This is a genomic window from Paraburkholderia aromaticivorans, assembly GCF_002278075.1.
Taxonomy (GTDB): domain Bacteria; phylum Pseudomonadota; class Gammaproteobacteria; order Burkholderiales; family Burkholderiaceae; genus Paraburkholderia; species Paraburkholderia aromaticivorans.
In genome coordinates, this window is record NZ_CP022989.1 from 4,029,331 (window position 1) to 4,050,429 (window position 21,099).

Here is a 21,099-nt window from a genome sequence, read left to right on the forward strand (position 1 = left end):
TTCTCCTTCATGCCTCGCCCAGCGTCGCGACAGCCTGGACGCGGTAGACGTCGAGCGGAATCTCTTCGATGGCCAGAACGTCGACGCGCCGCCCGAAGTCGTGCAACAGCCGCGCCAGGTGCGGACGCAAAACCGCATTCGTCACGATCAGCGCAACTCCGTTCATGTCCGCGGCGAAAACCCGTTGCGCCCGCTCCAGTTCCTCCACCGAAAGCACGCATTGCGGTTCACCGTCGACACCGCTTCTGATCTGCGCTTCGAGCTCGGCTTCCCATGACGGCTCCAGCACCGCCGCGAAGATCGTCCACGACTCCAGATCGGCATGCCCGCGCGCGATCTGCGGCCCCAACTGGATGCGCGCCTGCCGCACCATCCGGTCGGTCGTGCGCTCGGCCGCCGGCACGCGGACGACGGCTTCGAGAATCGCGCGCAGATTGCGGATCGGCACGCGCTGCTCCAGCAATTGCCGCAGCACGCTGGCGAGTTGAACCGTGCTCACGGCCTGCGCCGCCTGACCGACCAGCTCGCGAAATTCGATCGAGAGCTGATCGAGCAGAAAGCGCGTCTCCTGCGTGCCGATAAAATCAGCCGCCGAGCGCTCGCACACTTCCGCGAGGTGATCGCATAGCGCCTCGTCGACGCTCGCCTTGTGGATCTCCGGATCGTCGAGCGAGGCCGCCGTCGCGCTCGGTACCCAGACCGATTTCGCGGCACGCGGCCGGTAGCCCGCCACGCCGTCGAAAACGATGCGGCTCTCGTCGCCGCTCACCAGCGTGTGTGCGCCAACCAGCGTGCCGCTCGCGAACGGCACGTCTTCGATATCGACCACGTAGCGCTCGGGCGCGAGCCGCGAATCGCGCAACAGCGCGAGACCCGGAAACGGCACGCCCAGCTCCACCATCAGCTTGCGGCGCAATTGACCGAGCTGGCGGTTCAACGCCTCGGGCCGCAGTGCGTCGAACGCCTCGAGACCGAGCCGTAAGCGCAACGCCGCACTCGTGCCCAACTCGACGTCGTCGAGAATACGCGGTACGTAATTGCCGCCGTCGCGCGTCATCCCAGGCATTAGCGCGCGCTGCGAGTTGGTCGCGAGCGCGGCGTTGCGCATCAGCGTCAGCGCGAGCGCGAGCAGCAGGCCGCCGGCCACGAGGAACTGGACATGCGGGAAACCGGGAATCGCACCAAGCGACAGACACGCCACGCCGGCCATGACGATCGCTTTCGGATGCGCCGCCAGTTGCCGGTAGATGTCGCTGCCGAGATGGGCGTCCTTGCCGTCGGCGGCGCTCACGCGGGTGACCAGAATGCCCGCGGCCACCGAGACGATCAGTGACGGAATCTGCGACACGAGGCCGTCGCCGACAGTCAGGATCGTGTACGTGTGCAGCGCGTCGCCGAACGACATGCCGCGTTGCGCGATCCCGACCGCCAGTCCGCCCACGATATTCACCAGCGCGACGACGAGGCCGGCCACCGCATCGCCCTTGACGAATTTCATCGCGCCGTCGAGCGAGCCGTAGAAATAGGTTTCGCGTTCGAGCGCCGCGCGCAGACGGCTCGCCTGGGCGGCCGTGATCACACCGTTGCGCATGTCGGCATCGATACTCATCTGCCGCCCTGGAATGCCGTCGAGCGTGAAGCGCGCCGCCACTTCCGCGACGCGGTCCGCGCCTTTCGCCACGACAATGAACTGGATTGCCGCGAGCACCACGAAGACCACCAGGCCGACCGCCACGTTGCCGCCCACCACCATTTCGCCGAATGCGCCGATGATCTGACCGGCGTGCGCATGAAGCAGGATCATTTTGGTCGAGGCGATTGCCAGCGCGAGGCGCAGCAACGTAGTGATCAGCAGCAGCGACGGAAAGCTCGCGAGATCCGCGGCTTTGGACACATACAGCGTGGTGGTCAGCATCGTCAGGCCCGCGGCGAAGCTCACGCAGATGAACAGATCGAGCACGAACGGCGGCACCGGCACGATCAGCAGTGCAAGTACCGTCAGCATGCCGATGCCGACGGCGAGGTCCGCATGACGTGCAAAAAAGGCCGACAGATCGTAGCGGCTGAGAATGGAACGGTTCGACATGTTATTGGCCAAGCTCCCGATGAAGCGCGCGTCGACGGCTTTTTACGTAGGGGTCGCCTTCGTCGTCGCGGAATTCGCGTTTGATTTCGTTTTTGTCCATGCGCAGGCCGCGCAGCCACAGAAAGCGCTGGACGAGATAGTCGGCAACGCCAGGCACGATCTGCGAAGCGGCCATCCAGGCGAGCAGATGCGAATGCGCGATTGCCGTATAGCCGAGATGCACCGGCACGGAAAATTCCCATGCCGGCGCCAGTTGCCTCAGCCAGGCTGCGAGTGCCTGCACGAACAGATACAGCAGGACGGTGAACTGGATGATCGTGAGCATGCTGTCCCACAGCAGGCGCAGACTGAACATCTGCTTGAGCCCATTGACAGGATTCAGGCGCTTGACGTCGGGCGTGACGCGCTTCCACGCGAGCAAGCCGCGCGTTTGCATCAGTTCCGGCACCAGAGCCGCCAGCGCGCCGACACCGAGCGCCGTCAACACCGGCGCGATGAACGCGTAAAGCGCGGCACAGGTCGACGCGAGCCGGTCGCCAAACTCGCGCGATGCGTCGAGCGTCGTGACGTGCACGATCAGCCGGCTGCCGAGTGCGTACAGATGCGGCGCCTCGATGAACAGATACAGCCACCAGAAGAGGCCGCCGAACGCCACCGTCAGATGCGTGCTCTTCGCGATCTCGCCGTCCGCGCGCGCGCGGCGGATCCGCTTGGGGGTGGGCGCTTCGCTCTTGTCGCTCATCGCAGATGGATCACGTGATCGAATGCGAGGCGCAACTGCGCGAACAGCGCAGGCACGCTCAGCACGGCGGCGAACGTCAGAACCGCGGCTTTCACGGTGCGCGCGGTCGCAAACGGATTGAGCCGCTTTGCATGCCGTGACATCAGGCCGAATGCGATGTCCACCAGCAGCACGAGGCCGAGCAACGGGCTCGCGAGACGCAAGCCCTCGGTCAGGGAATCCGCAAGATTGCGCAGTGCAAGCTGCCGGAATACGTCGACCAGATCGCCGCGCCAGCGGCCGGGGGGCCACAGTACCCACGCATCGGTAAAGAAGCCGAACAGCAGCGGCAAACCCGGCCCCGTGAACAGCGTCAACGCGGCGAACTGCAGAAACAGGGCTTCGAACAGCGCCGCTTCCTGCTGGAAGTGCGGGTCGTAAATCGCGGCGCTCGCATAGCCGCCCTGCTGGTCGAGCACGGCGCCGGCGGCTGCCGCCGCGTGAAAGATCGTGCCGAGCAGCATCCCGAGCACGGCGCCGGTCGCGACTTCGAAAAACATGGCGGTCCACAGGTGAGGCGGCCAGCCGACCTGCTGCGGCAGCATGGCGATCGTGACCAGCAGCGGCAGCCGCAACACGATCCCCAGCGAGCCGTTCTGGCCGAACGGAATCAGGCCCAGCGCCACGGTCGGCCGGATCGTGCAGAACGCGAAGCCTTCGAGATAGCGGAAATATTCCATGCTCAATGCAGGCGCCCCGCCGCAATATAGGTGAACACGTGGGCGAGAAAACGTGCGAGTTCGCGGTTCGCCCACGGCGCGGTGACCATCAGTACGAAGCCTACGCAGATGATCTTCGCGCCGTAGGGCAGGCTCTGATCCTGGACCTGCGTGATCGATTGCAACAGCCCGATCACCAGCCCAATCAGGGTGGCTACCGCAAGCGCGGGCAACGACAGCCAGAACACCAGCATCAGCGCGTCGCTGGACAACGTGGCGAGAGACAGCAGACCGCTCATTTGGCATAGCTGACGATAAGGCCGTGCATGAGCTTCGACATGCCCGACGCCGACACGAAGATGAACAGCTTCAACGGAATCGACACGGTGCTCGGCGAGAGCATCATCATGCCCATTGCGCTCAGCACGTTGGCGACTACCAGGTCCACCACCAGAAATGCGATGTAGAGCAGAAAGCCCGCTTCGAATCCGCTCGATATCTCGCTGATCAGGAACGCCGGTATCAGCAGTTGCAAGTCGGTGTCGTGCGCATCGTGCTCGGGGTCGATCCGCTTCGCCGCGCTGACGAGAAACTGCCGCTCTTCGAGCCGCGAGTGCTTGAGCATGAAGTCGCCGAGCGGGCCGCGCACGGCCTGCACGATTTCGGTGGGGCGCAGCATGGCGCCGTCGCCGGAATCGAGCGCGGCCTCGATCTTCGAAAGGGTCGGCGCCATGACGACGAGCGTCGCCGCGAGGGCCATACCCGAGATCACGAGATTGCTCGGCGCCTGCTGAACGCCGAGCGCGGAGCGCAGCAGCGTCAGCACGATGCTGAACTTCGTAAACGAAGTGGTCATGGCAACCGCGAGCGGCAGCAGCCCGAGCATGAAAAACAGGCTGATATTCTGCAGCGGATCGAACTGGGCGGTCATGCCGGCAGATCCTCCTGGGTGAGCCGCGTGACGCGCACGCCGAGCGCGCCTTCGATATCGATCAGCTCGCCGCGGGCAAACGGAATGCCCTGACACAGAAGCGTGACCTTGCGCTCCCGCGCGGGCAGCCGGAACGCGACGATCGAGCCTTCGCGCAAATGCGCCAGTTCGGCGACCGACAGCGACAACGTGCCGAGCACCGCCTCGAAGGCGAAGGTGATCGAGTCGATGGGCAGCAGTTCGCTGGTCATTTCGACGGGCGGGGTTTCATCAGTCATGACATGGTCTATCAAGGCGTACTCCTCAGTGAATTTCAACAGGATCCGGCACATGCCCATTCGCAACGGCACGCGCAGGTAACTCGAATGGCGATCGAACAGCAGCGCATCGCCCGGCGCGACCCTGCGCAGGCGCGGCAGCGATAACGACGGGCCCGGCAGGCAAATCGGCAGGCGCACATACAGGCGGCTCAACAACGCCTGCCTGGACTGCAGCGGTGGCGCGCGCAGCCGCAGCCATGCATCAACCGCCGGGCTGAGAAACGAAAAATGAGCAGTGCGACCGCTCACCGCATGGGTTACGGCGAGCCCGTATGCGCCCTGCTCCGGCGTGCCGTCGAACGCGACGCCGGTCAGCTCGATCGTGAAGCCGAACAGTCCTTCGAGCGCACACAGCCAGTCGTTCAACGCCTCGGCGACATGCAGGAGCGCCGCGTCGCCGCGCGCGTCGGCGACTGCCGGTGCCAACTCCGGCAGCAGCGCGCCGGCATCGCAGCCGGCGCTGAACGGCACCTGCCCGGCAACTCCGGACACCCGCAGCGGATAGCGCGCACGGCACGCCTCGAACTGCAGCGTGAAGCGCCGGGTGCCGACCGAGACCGCGTGCGGACTGCCAAAGTGGCGGATCGCCAGGTTGGTGCGCTCGACGTCCGCCAGCGTCACGGTCTCCATGTCGGGCCAGAGACTCATGCGACCTCCCGCGCGAAGGAACGCTGGACCACGCGGACTGCGTTGGGACGCGTTGGCGATGGTGGCGTTGTCGGCGTTGTCGGCGTTGTCGCCGTTGTCGGCGTTGTCGCCGTTGTCGCCGTTGTCGGCGTTGTCGGCGTTGTCGCCGTTGTCGCCGCTGTCGCCGCTGTCGCCGCTGTCGCCGTTGCCAGCGTTGCCAACGATCGCAAAGGCGTTGGCAACGGCGCCGCCAATGCGGCCAGTGTCTGCCGCACACCGTGCTCGATCGTGTCGAGCGCCGTACGCCCCGAGCCATCGGCGAAGCCGTATTCGCGCAGCACCTCTGCCACGCTGTCGCGGATGCCACGTTCCAGCGCCGGCAACTGGACCTTCAAACCGCCGTCGATCACACCGGACTCGGTTTCAATAACGCACGCATGCGCGGCCAGCCCCACGTCGGCGAGCACGCTGCATAGCGGCGCGCCGAACTCCTGCTCGAGCGTCGCGACGAGGCGCACGGCGTCATCGAAGTCGGCCGGCGTCACGCGCACCGACACCAGCCGTTGCGATTGCGCCACCCTGAGCGAGCGCCGCAGCTGATTGGACAACACCGTCGACGGCGGCAACTGGCCGACAATGTCGCTCACCACGCTGAGCACGATTTGCGTGAGCCTGTCCTCGAGACGATGCGCGGCAAACGCCGTCGCGGCCGTCCGCGCCACCTGTTCGCGCAGCGCCGCCGCCGTTCCGGCCGCGCGACCGCGGCGCCACGCGCGGCGCTTGAGTTCGCGCACCTGCAGGCCGAGCCGGCGACGCTCGTGCGCGACTTCGGCCGCACGGTCCGCGTCGACGGCGCGCAAACCTTCGAGCGATGCCAGTTCATGCATGCTCAGGTGCCCGTCGGATTCGATCCGCCAGCCACCTATTCGACAGATCAGCATCGATGCGCCTCCATCAGACGCCGCGCCTCGGCGACCAGCTCGCGCGCGTCGGCGGCGGACAGATCGAGCACGCGATAGCGGCAGGCGGCCTCGTAGATTTCGCGCGGCAAGCGCAGGCTCCACCAGAACGCATAGCGCGAGTCGGCAGCGGCTTCGAGCGACAGCGCCAGCCCCGCCGCGGTCATGTCGCGCCGGCTGAACAACGAGGGCGTGGGCTCCACATTCAGGGCGCGCGCCGCGGCGCGCGGATGCCGCTGAATCTCGGCGAGCAGCCGCGGCGCGACGCCGGCCGCAAACGCGGCGCGCGCCTGCGCCGCCACCACGCGGCGCAGCGAAGGCGCGAAGGCGAGCGCGGCGACGATCCGGCATAAGCGTGCGCACGCGGGCCGCGACCAGATCGGCAGCGCTGGCGGCACGTCGGCGAGCGCGACCCGCACCAGTTGCGGATAACGGCCGAACAAAAACGCGTGGGCGGCGCGCGCGGCCCGCTCGTTGCGCACGGGCCGGCCACCTTCGAGCCAGCTGTGATGCGCCCAGTTGGCGGGTGCGCAGGTATACGCGTGCTTCATGCGTCGCCTCCGGCGGGACTGCCGGACTTCGGATGAGTGCTTCCGGCTGGCGCGGCATCGCGCTTCTTCGGCTTGAACCACGTACGCCGGCCCGAGCGCCACAGCCAGATGGAGCCGGTCATCAGCAACACCAGCAAGGCCAGCACGCCCAGCATCGCCGTGGCGCGCGACGGCGTGTAGCCGCCCGCCTCTGCGCAGGACGTGGCCGCGACGGCGCCGGCGGCGCTCGCGACATCGTCACCGGACGCGCAGTCGCCGGGAAAGGTCAGCACGGGCGTGACCGCGACGAGCGTCAGCGATACACGCGCGGGCGTCAGCCCTTCGACGCCGCCCGCGACCAGCGCACGAATCCGCTCGCGCATCGGTTCGAGGTTGTAGTCGCTGCGATAACGCATCATCACGGAGGCCGACGGCAAGGTGTCCTGAGCGGAATCCATCGGGTCCTTTTCCGGCAGCACGATATGCACGCGGGCAAGCAGCACGCCGTCCATTCTTTCGAGCGTCTCGGAGAGCTCCTGAGAGAGCCCGTACACGTAGCGGACGCGGTCCTCCTCGGGGCTCGAAATGAGCCCCTGGCGGCTGAACAGGTCGCCGAGATTCGCATGGCCTCCGCGCGGCAGCGCGTAGGCGCTCGCCAGTTCGGTGGCGACTACCGCATCGGCGTCGTCGACCGTGATGTTCCAGGTACGGTCGGGGTTGCGCTCCTTGAAGCCGTTGATACCGTGATGGCTCAACGCGGCGACGATGCGGTTGGCCTGGTCCTCATCCAGGCCTTCAAAAAGGGAGGTTCTGCAGCCGGCGAGGAGAAGCAGCAGCGGCAGCAGGATCAGGGCGCGGCGCATCAGCTTCGCTGCGTCAGCGTCTGGATCGCGCGGCCCAATTCATCGGCAACGCTCTTCATCATTTCCACCTGCACCGTGACAGCGCCCACGTGAGCCTGGAGCCTCAGCATGTCGACGGTCGAGACGCTGTCGGCATCGAGTCGATCCAGATCCGTCGTCACGCGCCGGGTCGACGCGTCGTATCCATCTTGCACGCCGTTGAGCAAACGCTCGAGCACCGTACTACCGGCGCCCGAGTCATCAATGACCCGGGGAGCGGCGGGAGACATAGGGGACCATGCGTCGGCTTGCGCCGCAATGGCAGTATCAAGGAGTGGCAACATATCAATGCCCGCTTCGAATAGTCAGTCGTTCAATCGTTGAGAAAGAAGCCGCGCGGTGCATAGTCTGGGCGGCGCGCGCGGCACGGGTGTAGGGCTCGCATTCGGGCAGGTTGAGGAAGGCCTCCGCCATCGAACTCGCGCTCGGCTCGTCGTCGTTCGGTACCGTTATCAACGTTCGGGCACCGAGCGCATAGTGACCTTCGAATAACTGGCACACACCCAGCCAGGCGCGCGCCAGCGAGCTGTCGGGCACGAGGTCCACCGCCCTGCCGAACAGCCGCGAGGCAGCGCGATAGTTCGCGAGGTCGAGTTCCACCATGCCGAGCCCGAGATAGGGAAATGCGCGCAGCGGATAGAGCGAGCGCAGCCGCTCGAACAGATAGCGCGCCTCGTCGAAACGTCGATAGACGCGGGCGTAGTGGCCGATCGAAATCAGTAGTCGCAAGGTGTCGTCCTGCATCTGCAATGGCTCCCGAAGACGCCGCGAGGGCGTCTTCGTCCCGTTAGGAAGAGGCGTTATTTGATTGCTTGCGCCGTGGTCTTGAGCGAATCAGTGGCGGCCTGAATGAGAGATACGCCCTCTTGATTGATAGCCGTAACGTTGCCTTGCGCCTGCTGAACCTTCATCAGGCTGAGGTTGTCACCGGCGCCGCCCTGGCCGCCCCCCGCGGCCTGCCCGTTGGCTTGCGCCCCGTCGGCCTGGTTTTGGGCCTCGTTCATCGCGTCGGCCAAATTGGCGTTTGCTTTTTTGAGCAGCTTCTCGCACAGCTCGGCGACACTATCAATCGATACGCCGCCATTGGGGCGGAGCATTGAACCGCCACCACCGCCGCCGTGGTTGTTGCCGAGCGGATTCGGGGATACCAACGGATTGACACCATTCATCATTTCTCTTCCTTAAGGTTGCCGCGCGGGGTTTGCGAAGTTCGCACCTCGCTCTACGACTTGCCGAGCCGCGCGCAAACACTCGACAAGCAAAACAAGTTCTTTTCGCACCTCTGCCGACGCGGTCGACAGCGCATGGGTCAGATCATCGATCTCGCGCGTCAGTCGGGCTGCGATCTCTTCGCGGCCACCAGCTTCGGCAACGCGCATCTCGATCGGAAGTTCGCCGAACGAGCCAAGCGTGCTTCTAGTGACAGTCTTTTGACTCATGAGCCGCACCCATGAAAAATTCGTAGATCGAACCATCGTCGCGCGTCACTTCCGCCGCGCACGCCGAGATTCGCGTGATACGTCCAACCGGCAGCCGCGCGCCGGTGAAATAGCGCACGCCCTGGGCGTCGGTGAGCCAGACCGCGTGACTGCCGGACAGCAGATTCATCCCCAGCGCCTCGAGCGGCACGCGCACTTTCGCGCCCTGCTGCACGTGGCCGGGAAAGCTGAGCTCACGCAGTCCCTCGATCTCGCCGCGCGCGAGTTTCGCGACGCGCGCGTAGTCCCATGATTCCGGCGACAGGAACCCCTGCGCGCCGGGCAGAACCACGGCGAAGGCGCCCGGCTCGGCGGGCCGCACGTCGGCGCCCCGGTAGTAGCGCGCGAGAAAATCGCCGACCTGATCCTGCAACTGCGACAGCACGATCACGTGCATCACCGGCGTCCGTTGCCGGGACCACGCCCGCGCGGTCAGCGCCGCGAGATCGGCCGGCGTTTGCACGTAGCCTTCGTAGACCAGCGCGCCCGACTTCGCATCGGGATGCGTTCTCACCAGCCGCAACGTGTCGTCGACACGCGGTGCGTGCGGCGCGCCGGGCATCGGGTTCGATGCCATCCATGCAAGCAGCAGGAAGGCAACCGGCGTCGCAAGGAGCGTCGCCTTCGCGACCGGCGACGCACCGGACCAGCGTTTCGCGCAATAGACGAGCGGCGCATGGCGCAACAGATAGGCGCGCTCGGCCTGGGCCGTCGTCGCCGAGGTCGGCATATCGCGGCCGCCAAACTGGAAAGTGACCGCGCCGGCCGTAAACCACGCGCCGCGCCGCAACAGCACGCGCCGCCCCGGCGGCAGACGCCGGCCGAATACGGTGATGCCCGGCTCGCGCGCCAGCAACTCGAGCGCCGCGCCGCGCAACTGCACGGTGGCGTGCAACGGTTGAACGCCTTCATCGATCACCATCAGATCGGCTTGCCCGCCGCTGCCGATCTGCAGCGGCTTTGCGGCGGACAACGCGACGCTTGCGCCGGTGTGCACGCCGTCTGTCACGCGGATCAGCGCATCAGCGGTCATGGCGGTCCTCCCACGGCAACTTGCTGGTCGACTGCCACGCGGGCAGAGGCGGTGGCGGCAACGACGGCGTGGACGGCAGCGGAATGGTCGAGCCCGCGCTCGCGGGCAGCGTCCGCAGCGCGGCGGTGACAGCGGCGTTGGCGTTGGCGTTGGCGTTGGCGTTGGCGTTGGCGTTGGCGTTGGCCGTGACGTCGATGGCGGGCGAGATGTTGATGCCCAACGGCACGTTAGTGGCCACCCGGGGCGTCGGCGGCATCATCGGGGCCGTCTGCCCGGAAGCACCCGTCGCGCCACCCGCGCCGCTCGCCAGAACGGCGCTGGGCGCAAAGCCCGCCCCCGCGCCCGCGGCTACCCCAGCCTGCCCCGCCACGACCGCCCCGCTGGCGGGCTCGCCATTGCCGACCATGCGCTTGAGGCGCGGCGTAATCAGGATCAGCCGTTCGAGGCGCTCCCGGGTCGTCCGGGTGTCGCGAAACAGCGCGCCGAGGTAAGGCACGTCGCCGAGCACCGGCACTTTCGAGGTGGTGCTTTCGCTCCGCTCGTACTGATACCCGCCGACCAGCAGGCTCTCGCCGTCGCGCACGATCGCCTGAGTGACGATCGAATGGTTGTCGACCTTCGGAATGCCGTCGACCGTCATCGACGTGTTGAACGCGCCGTCGTCGATCTGGACGTTGAGCCGGATATTGCGGCGCGGGTCGGCGGCCGATTCGATGCTCGGCGTCACTTTCAGCGTGAGACCGGTATCGATGTTGTACAGATCGACGTCCTGGTTGCCCGCGACCCGCACGTAGACCGAGCTGTGCGAAGTCAGCACCGCTTCCATATTGTTCAGCGTGAGGACCTGCGGACTCGACAGCACATGCGCCTCGCCGGCTTCTTCCAGCGCGTGGATCTGCGCGAACAGGTACTGAGCCGAGTTGCCGACCAGGGTGGCGAGATTCAGTCCGCTCGCCATACCGGCCGCGGTCGCGAGGGCCGGCGCGCCGAAGGTCAACGGCGAGTTGATGGTGCCGGACGAGCCGCTGACGCGCCCGTTCGAGCCACCCCACGCCACGCCAAGCGAGCGCGCCGCGCTCGACGACACGTCGATCACCACCGCGTCGATCTCGACCAGTTCCTGCGGTTGATCGAGCATCGCGATGGCGCGCTCGTAGTTCGGCATCATCGACGCGAGGTCGTTGATCACCACAGAGTTAGTACGCGGGTCCGCGATGATGTTGCGCCGCGCGGGCGTCGCGCCGGGCTGGTCGGTTCGAGCCGTCTCCGCAGCCGCCGTGTCGGGCAGCGGCGGCGGTATGTCGCTGTCGCGATCGGCCGGCCCGCCGCCGGCAAGACCTAGGCCGCGCAGGCTCGGCAGCGGCGGCGGAGCGCCGCGCGCGTTGCGGGCATCGTTGCGGACATCGGCGCGCGAGCGAGCGGCGCGTGGCGCGGTAGCCTGCCAGGTGTCCGCCATCACCCGGCGCAACAGCGAGGCGACCCCGGGCACGACCTGGTCCTGCGACCCCACCGAGTAATGCACGTCCTGCGCCTGCGCATAGCGCAGCGGGAAAATGCGGATCTCGGTCTGATCGAACGACGGCTCCACGGTGCTCTGCCGCTGCGCCTTGTCGATCGCCTCGGCCACCGCGTCGACAAAGGCCGACGGGCCCGCGACCTTCGCGGTCGTTGCCGAATACCTGATCGGCAGGCGCGCGTCGTCGAGATCGAGGTTGCGCAGCAATGCGGCAACCGCTTCGCGAGTCATCGGCGCAAACGGAATCACCTGGCTGCGCACGCCCGCCGCGGTCGCGACGTGCATCGACTTGCCGTCGAAGTACCAGACCAGCCCGTAAGCCTCGACCAGCTGCATGAACACGTTGCCGGGCGTATCGTCGAAACGGCCATTGACCACACCCTTGACGTCCCGGCCGATGTCCGCGGTCAGCCCTTCCACCGCGAGCACGTCGCGCAGCATGTCGGGCAACGGTGCGCCGTTCGCCGCATAGTGGATCGGCGCGCCATGCCAAACGGGCGTGACGGCATAAGCCGCGGGGATCTGCAGCACCGCCCAGGCCGCCGCAAGCTGACCGGCCACCTGAAACATGGCAGCGGCGCTCACGCACGACGGCAAGAACTGCGATCCACCACCGCCCATCTTAATGGACGAATCATTGCGGCTTCTGATTGGCATTGAAAATTCCTGGCTACGTTTTATTGATTACGCCAGTGAAATTTAATAGCTCCGGCATCGCCGCTGGTCATATATATGCACGACGTCGTTTGCGGACCTTAAATATCGCCGAACCGCCCGCGAGCATTTAATAGAGCTCAGCAATTGCGATACGGATGATGCGGGCCTTTTCAATTCGCTTAGCCAAATCGCATATCTCAAAAATAGGAAGATGTATCAAGCGCAACGTCATACATCTTTATGACCAATCCGGTTTATTGCGGGGAGAAGATTGACTAGCCGTCACTTGAATTGACCCGAACATGAGACACAACCCGCGCGACTCACGTCGCAGATGCATGAGCGTCTTGAAATGCATCAGGACATTCGCAGCCGTAACGGAGGACCTCCGCTCCAGTATTCCTGCTCGTCTACGCACATGCCGATGACGCGGTATTGCAACTTCACCCCTCAGCTCGCCAAGCCGCGACAGCGCTCGGTCAGAATCAACGGACTCGCGACCTGCCTACGGCTCGAAGAGGTTTATTGGCGAATTATCGAAGAAATCGCGCGACAGGAATCCGTGACTGTGGGAAAGCTGATTTCCAGATGGGCGCTCGAAATTGATCTTACTCAAGAAGCCATCTGTAATTTCACCGGCTTTGTCAGAATAATCTGCGTCACCCAATTGCTGGATAACAAACATCCGATCAATCTCAATATGATTGACCCGGACGTACCGGCTGGTTCACTTGCTTAAACGATAGGAGGTCGATAAAAACAATTCGATTCAGCGTGTGCTTCACATGACAGGTCCCCGGAAGCTGGCTTGCCAATTCAGGCAGAAGACAACTATCCGGATTAATTGTCTTTTCTCTCACTCGATTACAGGATTTAATGATGACTGCAATCAATAGCATCACCAACACGTCGTTCCACCTGAGCAACCTGCAGGCGGCGACGCAGCACGACGGCCCCAGTCAGGCGGGTTACAGCACGTTCCGAGCACTTTCCGTGGAGAAGACCCGCGATATCGACGGCGGTATGCAGCGTGCCGACGCAAAGGCGGCATGGCACGCTGTCAAAGAGTCGGCACGCGCCGACAGGGCCGAAAACCCCGACGCAGTGGCGCGGACAGTCGGCGACACTAGCGCACAAGACCCGGACACGACGCCACGAACAGCCGGCGCCGATGCATCACGGGATGGCGGTTCGTTGATGGACATCGTCAAGCAGGTAGCGGGCGTCTTCGGGCAACTTTTGAACTCGGTCTTGCCGATGGTGGCCAAGCTGGGTTCGCTGGCAGTTGGCGGCGCCTGACGCAGCGCTGAACACAGCCGGTCGCCGCAACGCCCGACCAGCGCATCGCGTTGGACGGGCGTTCGGCGGCCGGTTGCCACTTGTCATTTTGTACGCACCCCACGCTCGCCTCCCCGACGCCAGGCTCAATCTTGACCCTTTGTTCCCGCTGGCGCCTTCAACACCGTGCCGCGGGCCGTCTCCCCAACCAGCCCGCCGCAATGCAGCAAATTTAGCCGACGCTGTACAATAGCGCGCCTGGCGTGAGCTTTTGCGGCCTTTTTCGGCCTCTTCCTGGCCGTGCACCGCGCCGTCTGCGCTGGTTTGCGTGCCGGGTTTGTATGCCCGATCGCCGTGCGTATATGTTCATGGCGGCCCGGCGCATCTGGTCCACGTTCCGTCACCTGCGTTTCATCTGACACTTGCCTATGTCCGCTTCGCGACCCGACTCAGCCCAACCGCGCCGCCCAATGCGTCCGCTGCCGGCCATCATCTTCATGAGCCGCTGGCTGCAAGTGCCGCTCTATCTGGGCCTGATCGTCGCCCAGGCCGTCTACGTCGTCCTGTTCCTTAAGGAAGTCTGGCACCTCGTCACGGCGTCACTGACGCTCGACGAAACCAACATCATGCTGGTCGTGCTCGGCCTGATCGACGTGGTCATGATTTCGAACCTGCTGATCATGGTGATCATCGGCGGCTATGAAACATTCGTGTCGCGCCTCGGCGTGGAGGGTCATCCGGACGAACCGGAGTGGCTAGACCATGTGAACGCCGGCGTGCTCAAAGTCAAATTGTCGATGGCGCTGATCAGCATCTCGTCGATCCATCTGCTGAAGACCTTCATCAGCCCCGATCAGAATTCGACGCATACGATCATGTGGCAGGTCATCATCCACGTGGCGTTCCTCGTCTCGGCAGTCGTGATGGCGCTGGTCGACCGCCTCACCACGCATACGCATCCCAAGCATTTCGAAGAGCCCACCGTGCTGCACGCCGTGGGTGCCGCTAAAGGTTCCACTCCCCTGAAGGCGCACGACTGACTCGCCTGCCCGGCGTGTCCGACAACAAGCGCCCCGTCTCCACTGAGCTAGCCATGACCGTCATCAAACAGGAAGATCTGATTCAGAGCATTGCTGATTCGCTTCAGTACATCAGCTATTACCATCCGCTCGACTACATCCAGGCCTTGGGCCGCGCGTACGAACTCGAACAGAGCCCGGCCGCGAAAGACGCCATCGCGCAGATTCTCACCAACAGCCGCATGTGCGCCGAAGGCAAGCGCCCGATCTGCCAGGACACCGGCATCGTCACGGTGTTCGTGAAGGTCGGCATGGACGTGCGTTGGGACGGCGCGACGATGGGCGTCACCGACATGATCAACGAAGGTGTGCGCCGCGGTTATCTGAACCCGGACAACGTGCTGCGCGCGTCGATCGTGAGCCCGCCCGAAGGCGGCCGCAAGAACACGAAGGACAACACGCCGGCCGTGATCCACTACGAGATCGTGCCGGGCAATACGGTCGACGTGCAGGTCGCGGCCAAGGGCGGCGGCTCGGAAAACAAGTCGAAGTTCGCGATGCTGAACCCGTCGGATTCGATCGTCGACTGGATCCTGAAGACCGTGCCGACCATGGGCGCGGGCTGGTGCCCGCCGGGTATGCTCGGCATCGGCATTGGCGGCACCGCCGAGAAAGCGATGGTGATGGCGAAGGAATCGCTGATGGATCCGATCGACATTCAGGACGTGATCGCGCGCGGCCCGAAGGACTGGATCGAAGAGCTGCGCGTGGAGCTGCACGAGAAAGTCAACGCGCTCGGCATCGGCGCGCAGGGTCTCGGCGGTCTGGCCACCGTGCTCGACGTGAAGATCATGGCCGCGCCGACGCACGCCGCGTCCAAGCCGGTCGCGATCATCCCGAACTGCGCGGCCACGCGTCACGCGCACTTCACGCTGGACGGCTCCGGCGCCGCCAAGCTCGAGGCGCCCTCGCTCGACGCATGGCCGAAAGTGCATTGGCAGCCTGACACGCAGAAGAGCAAGCGCGTCGACCTGAACACCTTGACGCAGGAAGAAGTCGCCGCGTGGACGCCGGGCCAGACGCTGCTGCTGTCGGGCAAGATGTTGACGGGCCGCGACGCGGCCCACAAACGCATTGCCGACATGCTGGCAAAGGGCGAGAAGCTGCCGGTCGACTTCACGAACCGCGTGATTTACTACGTCGGCCCGGTCGATCCGGTGCGCGATGAAGCCGTCGGCCCCGCAGGCCCGACCACGGCAACGCGCATGGACAAGTTCACCGAGATGATGCTGGCGCAAACCGGCCTCATTTCGATGATCGGCAAAGCCGAGCGCGGCCCGGTCGCGATCGAGGCGATCAAGAAGCACAAGGCCGCGTACCTGATGGCCGTGGGCGGCGCCGCGTACCTCGTGTCGAAGGCGATTCGCAGCGCGAAGGTTCTCGCGTTCGAAGACCTCGGCATGGAAGCGATCTACGAGTTCGACGTGCAGGATATGCCCGTCACCGTGGCTGTCGATTCGAACGGCACGTCCGTCCATCAGACCGGCCCGAAGGAATGGCAGGCCAGGATCGGCAAGATTCCGGTCGCGACCGTTTGATTCGCCGCTAACGCCTGTCACGCAAGTCGAAGAGCCGGGACCGCGGTCCCGGCTTTTTTGTTGCCGCGCGCAGCGCGACTGGCGACGCGCGACACCTGAAACAATGTCAAAAGATGCGTCTGTTTCCTTGGCTTTTTCAGGTATGGCGTTTATTGTTGTTGAAAATTCAAAGTCCCAAAAAGGAAATGCCATGCAAGGCGACAAGAAAGTTATCGAGTACCTGAACTCGCAACTGAAGAACGAACTGACTGCGATCAACCAGTACTTCCTGCACGCACGGATGTACAAGCACTGGGGCCTCGAGAAACTCGGCAAGCACGAATACGACGAATCGATCGGCGAAATGAAGCACGCCGACTGGCTGATCGAACGCATTTTCATGCTCGACGGTCTGCCGAACCTGCAAGACCTGCACAAGCTGCTGATCGGTGAGGAAACGAAAGAGATCCTCGAATGCGATCTGAAGCTCGAACAGATTTCGCAAAGCACCTGCAAGGAAGCCATCGTGTATTGCGAATCGGTGCGTGATTTCATCTCGCGTGAAATCTTCACGAAGATTCTCGACGACACCGAAGAACACATCGACTGGCTCGAAACCCAGATCGACCTGATCGACAAGGTCGGTATCCAGAACTATCAGCAATCCGCCATGGGTTCGGTCGAATCCTGATCGAACCGCGGCGCAACCGCCTGCGCCTGCGCGCCCGCTCATGGGTCCGAGCGTTCGCAACGGATTGCGCCCCGAAGGAAACCCGCCTGGAAGGCGCCCGGCCGGAAGTCTCTTGAGGACCGTCACGGGGAAGCCCTCCTGGCGGGCGCGCCGGAACAATTCCTGTTGGGGTCGTCTGACGGAGGCCCTCCTGGAGGCCACCCCGAAGCGCGCCCCCTGGGGACGGCCTGCGCGAGCGATATACTTGCACACCTTCGCAGGTTCCCCTTGAGCGCCGTGCCGCACGCCTTCTCTTCGCCTATGCCCGCAGAATCACCGTCCACGCAAACAGAGATGTTCACGTCCGGCGCCGGCTCGCGCGCACCCGTCGGCATTTTCGATTCAGGTCTCGGCGGTTTGTCGGTCTTGCGGGCGGTCCGGGCACAACTGCCTGACGAAGCAATCCTCTATGCCGCCGACTCGCTCTACGCCCCCTACGGCGAGCGCGACGACGATTTCATCGCCGACCGCACGCTCGCGATCGGCGAATGGCTGGTCAAGCAAGGCGCGAAGGCGCTGGTGGTCGCCTGCAACACGGCAACCGCGCAGTCGATCGCGATGGTTCGCGAAAAACTGCCCATTCCGCTCGTCGGCGTCGAACCCGGCATCAAACCCGCCGCCTTGCGGTCCAAAACCCGCGTCGCGGGCGTGCTCGCCACGCAAGTGACGCTACGCAGCGCGCGCTTCCAGGCGCTGCTCGAACGCTACGCCGCGGATTGCCGCTTCATTTGCCAGCCGGGCCACGGGCTGGTGCAGGCCGTGGAACGCTGCGACGTCGGCTCCGCCGAATTGCGCGCGCTGCTGCGCGGCTATCTGCAGCCGATGCTCGACGCGGGCGCCGACACGCTGGTGCTCGGCTGCACGCACTACCCGTTTCTCGATGCGGCGATCCGCGACATCGTCGGCGACCGGCTGACGCTGATCGACACGAGCGTTGCGATTGCGCGCCAGCTGGAACGGGTGCTGGACCAGCACGGCCTGCGTGCGGCGCCGGCAAGCGCGGGCGCTGTTCTGCCCCGCTTTTATTCGACCGGCGACGGCACCCATCAGCAGCAATTGGCCACCACCCTGCTACATATCGACGCAATGGTCGAGCAGGTGTCGATTCCGTCGCGCCGCACGGCAGCACCGAACTCCCACGCCGCATAAATCACGCGGCATACGCGCGTTTTTCCCCGCTGCTGCCGCGTCCTGCGCACTTTTTAGGCGCTTTCACGCGCCGCCGGCCGCCCGCGCCGCACCGGGCCTTATAGGCGAAACCCTTCTAAGAGTCTGGTTTTGTTACAAAAAATCAGGCAGGACGCTTGCCAAACGGCTCAAACATAATGATAATAATTCGCATTAACGTTAGCCATGACGCCTGCCATGATTGTCTGTGTCTGCAAGTCCGTTTCTGACCGAAAGATCCGTGCCTCGATCGCGGAAGGCGTCGATTCGTTCGACGAGCTTCAATTCGAACTCGGCGTCGCCTCCTGCTGCGGCAAGTGCGCGGAGTCCGTGCGCGACGTCATGATGCAGAGCGGAGTGTGCGCGAGCCGCTGTGGTTTCGAGCATAATCCCCAGGCTGTTCCGCTGACGTTCTACGAACGCAAGGCCGCCTGAGATCGAGTTTCAAGGCGCGGCTGACGCCGCGCCTCGGGCGCTTTCCGCCCACTGCCGTTCTCGCTGTTCAAGCGTTATCCCACTGCCGTCAGCAAGCCAGTATTCGTACCAGCCAGCTACCCGCTCACCCGTCACAGGAGTTCGAGATGGAATTGCTGATTGGTTTCGTGACTACTTTGTTCATTTCGCTGCTGATTTTTCGAACATGACGACGTCTTGTCTGACGCGCTGCGTGCACAGCGCGCCGCCACGCTGATATGCCGGCCTCGCATACCGTTTCGGCCGGCGCCATGCCGGCTTCGTCCACCCGACCGAACTCCCGCGTCCTGACGGCAACCGCACTGGTTGCAGCGATTCACGTCGCGTTGCTGGCCGTGGTGATGACCTTGCGGCACGACCCTGTTCAACCGGTCCTCGAATCGCGCGTGATGACCGCGCAGTTGCTGCCGCCGGCGCCGGTTGCCACGCCCGTCGCGATACAGTCGATTGCACCGCCGCCGCCCACGCCGACGCCGCCGGTTCACACCGAGCCGAAAGTTCAGCCGAAGCCGGCTCCAACGCCCAAGCCGACGCCAACGCCTTTACCGGTGGCCGCCGCGCCCTCGCCGACACCCGTCGCCGCACCCGCTCCCGCGCCGCCCGCGCCGGCCGCACCTGCCGCCCCGCCCGCTCCTGCCGCGCCGGCCGTTAGCCATCAGACGATGGAGGTCAGCGCGCCCAAGAACGTCTCGCACCTTGATTGCGAACTGGTGAAGCCTGATTACCCACCGCTATCCAGGCGGCGTGGTGAAACCGGCACCGCCACCGTGCGGTTCGTGGTCGGCCTGACGGGCAAGCTGGAAGACATCCAGCTACAACAGAGCAGCGGCTTCAGCCGTCTTGACGACGCTGCGCTCGCCGCCGTGCACGCGACTACCTGCAAGCCATTTCTCGAGAACGGCCAGCCGATTCGAGCCGCTTACACCCGGCCTTACGAGTTCAATCTGAGCGATTGAGGCAGATTTCAAAAAAGAAGGAATTGCAATGCAAAACTACGGACTGGCGCACGTCTGGGCGCAAGGGGATTTCGTGACGCGCGGCATCGCGCTCGCGCTGTTGATCATGTCGGTGATGTCGTGGAGCGTGATCGTCGTCAAAGGCTGGAATGTGATGCGCCTGAAGCGTCTCACGAAGAACGCCGAACAGGCGTTCTGGCATTCGGACGATCTCGCCGACGGCGTGCAGAAACTCGGCGCCGGCTCGTCGACGCCGCAGGACAATCCGTTCCTCGCGCTTGCGCTGTCGGGTCAGGAAGCGGCCGATCACCATCATCAGACGCAGCCGCATCTGCACGACCGCATGGACGTGTCGGATTGGATCACGCGCTGCCTGAAGGACACGATGGACGAAAGCGTCGCCCGCATGCAGAGCGGTCTCGCGATTCTCGCGTCGATCGGCAGCACGGCGCCGTTCGTCGGTCTGTTCGGTACGGTGTGGGGCATCTATCACGCGCTGCTGGCGATCGGCGCGAGCGGCCAGTCGTCGATCGACCAGGTCGCCGGTCCGGTCGGTGAAGCGTTGATCATGACCGCGTTCGGCCTGTTCGTCGCGATTCCGGCGGTGCTCGGCTACAACGCGCTCACGCGCGCCAACAAGGCGGTGGTCGCCAAACTGAGCCGCTTTGCGCACGGCTTGCATGCGTTCTTCGTGACCGGCGCGCGACTGTCGTCGTCCAGGCGCGGCGACGGCCTGCGGCTCGCGGCCCGCACGAACTGATCGACGAGGTACTTCAATGGCAATGAGCCCCTTCGCCGACGACGATGACGACGGCCTGATGAACGAAATCAACATGACGCCGCTCGTCGACGTGATGTTGGTTCTCCTGATCGTCTTCATGGTGACGATCCCGGTGATTCGTCACGCGGTCAAGATCGATCTGCCGCATGCAAGCAGCCAGAAAGAAGACACCAAGCCCGCGCAGGTGACCGTTGCGGTCGACGCGGACGGCAACGTCATGTGGGACGACAAAAAAGTGGACGACGCCACACTGCGCGCGAAGATTGCGGAAGCCGCGCAAGCGAACCCACAACCCGAGTTGCATCTCGATGCGGACCGCAAGGTCGCGTACGAGAAAGTGGCGGAAGTGATGTCGGCGGCACAGGCCGGCGGCCTGACCAGGATCGGCTTCGTGACGCAGCCGAAAGCGAGATGATGCGATAAAAGCCCTTTAAAAAAGGGCCGAAAAGTAAAAGGCCTTCATCGTCAGATGAAGGCCTTTTTTTGTGCGCACTCGGCGCCTTCGGGCGGCGGGATCATTTGCCATCGGTCGAAGACTGATAGCTACCTGAGTCACCGCATGCGACAGCCGTGATCGACACGGACAGCGCGGTCAGCCCTATCAGGCCCGCTATGATAGCGGCCATGAGTTTTCGCAT

At 64.4% G+C, this 21,099-nt stretch carries 25 protein-coding genes; 10 read left to right on the forward strand and 15 right to left on the reverse strand.

Annotated features, from left to right (window positions below; genetic code table 11):
- Positions 1–7: 7 nt before the first annotated feature.
- The 15 genes from CJU94_RS18065 to sctC are packed head-to-tail and all read right to left on the reverse strand — an operon-like array spanning position 8 to position 12,479.
- Entirely contained in the window at positions 8–2,086 is a 2,079-nt protein-coding gene (locus CJU94_RS18065; protein ID WP_095419861.1) for a flagellar biosynthesis protein FlhA, read from the reverse strand.
- 1 nt (position 2,087) lies between these two features.
- Positions 2,088–2,828, reverse strand: coding sequence for an EscU/YscU/HrcU family type III secretion system export apparatus switch protein (locus CJU94_RS18070; protein ID WP_095419862.1), 741 nt, complete (start codon positions 2,826–2,828; stop codon positions 2,088–2,090).
- Positions 2,825–3,547, reverse strand: a complete 723-nt coding sequence (locus CJU94_RS18075) for an EscT/YscT/HrcT family type III secretion system export apparatus protein (protein ID WP_167397544.1) — start codon at positions 3,545–3,547, stop codon at positions 2,825–2,827. The genes CJU94_RS18070 and CJU94_RS18075 overlap by 4 nt, the downstream gene beginning before the upstream one ends.
- A gap of 2 nt (positions 3,548–3,549) precedes the next feature.
- Positions 3,550–3,825: a type III secretion system export apparatus subunit SctS gene (gene sctS, locus CJU94_RS18080; protein WP_095419864.1), complete on the reverse strand. Its 276-nt coding sequence runs from the start codon at positions 3,823–3,825 to the stop codon at positions 3,550–3,552.
- Complete coding sequence (locus tag CJU94_RS18085) at positions 3,822–4,457, reverse strand: EscR/YscR/HrcR family type III secretion system export apparatus protein (protein ID WP_095419865.1); 636 nt, start codon at positions 4,455–4,457, stop codon at positions 3,822–3,824. Before CJU94_RS18085 ends, sctS begins: the two co-directional genes overlap by 4 nt.
- The gene (locus CJU94_RS18090; RefSeq protein ID WP_244220973.1) at positions 4,454–5,407 is read right to left on the reverse strand and encodes a FliM/FliN family flagellar motor switch protein; all 954 of its coding nucleotides are present in this window, start codon (positions 5,405–5,407) and stop codon (positions 4,454–4,456) included. The genes CJU94_RS18085 and CJU94_RS18090 overlap by 4 nt, the downstream gene beginning before the upstream one ends.
- A gap of 14 nt (positions 5,408–5,421) precedes the next feature.
- The gene (locus CJU94_RS18095; protein WP_095419867.1) at positions 5,422–6,345 is read right to left on the reverse strand and encodes a FliH/SctL family protein; all 924 of its coding nucleotides are present in this window, start codon (positions 6,343–6,345) and stop codon (positions 5,422–5,424) included.
- Positions 6,339–6,914 carry a hypothetical protein gene (locus CJU94_RS18100; protein WP_095419868.1) on the reverse strand — a complete coding sequence of 192 codons (576 nt, stop codon included), beginning with the start codon at positions 6,912–6,914 and terminating at the stop codon, positions 6,339–6,341. Before CJU94_RS18100 ends, CJU94_RS18095 begins: the two co-directional genes overlap by 7 nt.
- Entirely contained in the window at positions 6,911–7,756 is an 846-nt protein-coding gene (gene sctJ / locus CJU94_RS18105) for a type III secretion system inner membrane ring lipoprotein SctJ (RefSeq protein ID WP_095419869.1), read from the reverse strand. Before sctJ ends, CJU94_RS18100 begins: the two co-directional genes overlap by 4 nt.
- Positions 7,756–8,079 (reverse strand): acyl carrier protein, encoded by a 324-nt coding sequence (locus tag CJU94_RS18110; RefSeq protein ID WP_095419870.1) that lies wholly within the window; start codon positions 8,077–8,079, stop codon positions 7,756–7,758. The genes sctJ and CJU94_RS18110 overlap by 1 nt, the downstream gene beginning before the upstream one ends.
- 1 nt (position 8,080) lies before the next feature.
- On the reverse strand, positions 8,081–8,539 hold the full coding sequence (locus CJU94_RS18115; protein WP_095419871.1) for a tetratricopeptide repeat protein: 459 nt from the start codon (positions 8,537–8,539) through the stop codon (positions 8,081–8,083).
- 56 nt (positions 8,540–8,595) lie between these two features.
- The gene (locus tag CJU94_RS18120) at positions 8,596–8,967 is read right to left on the reverse strand and encodes a hypothetical protein (protein WP_095419872.1); all 372 of its coding nucleotides are present in this window, start codon (positions 8,965–8,967) and stop codon (positions 8,596–8,598) included.
- A 9-nt stretch (positions 8,968–8,976) separates the two neighbouring features.
- Positions 8,977–9,234, reverse strand: a complete 258-nt coding sequence (locus CJU94_RS18125; RefSeq protein ID WP_095419873.1) for a hypothetical protein — start codon at positions 9,232–9,234, stop codon at positions 8,977–8,979.
- Positions 9,212–10,306 carry an FHA domain-containing protein gene (locus CJU94_RS18130; protein WP_095419874.1) on the reverse strand — a complete coding sequence of 365 codons (1,095 nt, stop codon included), beginning with the start codon at positions 10,304–10,306 and terminating at the stop codon, positions 9,212–9,214. The genes CJU94_RS18125 and CJU94_RS18130 overlap by 23 nt, the downstream gene beginning before the upstream one ends.
- Complete coding sequence (sctC, locus tag CJU94_RS18135; RefSeq protein WP_095419875.1) at positions 10,296–12,479, reverse strand: type III secretion system outer membrane ring subunit SctC; 2,184 nt, start codon at positions 12,477–12,479, stop codon at positions 10,296–10,298. Before sctC ends, CJU94_RS18130 begins: the two co-directional genes overlap by 11 nt.
- A 352-nt stretch (positions 12,480–12,831) precedes the next feature.
- Here sctC and CJU94_RS18140 point away from each other — a divergent pair, with 352 nt between their 5' ends.
- The 10 genes from CJU94_RS18140 (at position 12,832) to CJU94_RS18185 (ending at position 20,876) form a co-directional block, all read left to right on the forward strand.
- Entirely contained in the window at positions 12,832–13,218 is a 387-nt protein-coding gene (locus CJU94_RS18140) for a ribbon-helix-helix domain-containing protein (protein ID WP_244220876.1), read from the forward strand.
- 140 nt (positions 13,219–13,358) lie between these two features.
- Positions 13,359–13,778 (forward strand): hypothetical protein, encoded by a 420-nt coding sequence (locus CJU94_RS18145; RefSeq protein ID WP_095419877.1) that lies wholly within the window; start codon positions 13,359–13,361, stop codon positions 13,776–13,778.
- Positions 13,779–14,227: 449 nt separating this feature from the next.
- Positions 14,228–14,797, forward strand: coding sequence for a TIGR00645 family protein (locus CJU94_RS18150; protein WP_038456606.1), 570 nt, complete (start codon positions 14,228–14,230; stop codon positions 14,795–14,797).
- A 53-nt stretch (positions 14,798–14,850) separates the two neighbouring features.
- The gene (locus CJU94_RS18155) at positions 14,851–16,374 is read left to right on the forward strand and encodes a fumarate hydratase (protein WP_095419879.1); all 1,524 of its coding nucleotides are present in this window, start codon (positions 14,851–14,853) and stop codon (positions 16,372–16,374) included.
- Positions 16,375–16,564: 190 nt separating this feature from the next.
- The gene (gene bfr, locus CJU94_RS18160) at positions 16,565–17,044 is read left to right on the forward strand and encodes a bacterioferritin (RefSeq protein WP_091795621.1); all 480 of its coding nucleotides are present in this window, start codon (positions 16,565–16,567) and stop codon (positions 17,042–17,044) included.
- 300 nt (positions 17,045–17,344) lie between these two features.
- Entirely contained in the window at positions 17,345–18,232 is an 888-nt protein-coding gene (gene murI, locus CJU94_RS18165) for a glutamate racemase (RefSeq protein ID WP_425272156.1), read from the forward strand.
- 216 nt (positions 18,233–18,448) lie between these two features.
- Positions 18,449–18,685: a (2Fe-2S)-binding protein gene (locus CJU94_RS18170; RefSeq protein ID WP_091800666.1), complete on the forward strand. Its 237-nt coding sequence runs from the start codon at positions 18,449–18,451 to the stop codon at positions 18,683–18,685.
- Positions 18,686–18,942: 257 nt separating this feature from the next.
- The gene (locus tag CJU94_RS18175) at positions 18,943–19,680 is read left to right on the forward strand and encodes an energy transducer TonB (RefSeq protein WP_095419881.1); all 738 of its coding nucleotides are present in this window, start codon (positions 18,943–18,945) and stop codon (positions 19,678–19,680) included.
- Positions 19,681–19,708: 28 nt separating this feature from the next.
- Positions 19,709–20,440, forward strand: coding sequence for a MotA/TolQ/ExbB proton channel family protein (locus CJU94_RS18180; protein WP_095419882.1), 732 nt, complete (start codon positions 19,709–19,711; stop codon positions 20,438–20,440).
- Between the two features lie 16 nt (positions 20,441–20,456).
- Entirely contained in the window at positions 20,457–20,876 is a 420-nt protein-coding gene (locus CJU94_RS18185) for an ExbD/TolR family protein (RefSeq protein WP_095419883.1), read from the forward strand.
- Positions 20,877–21,099 lie beyond the last annotated feature (223 nt).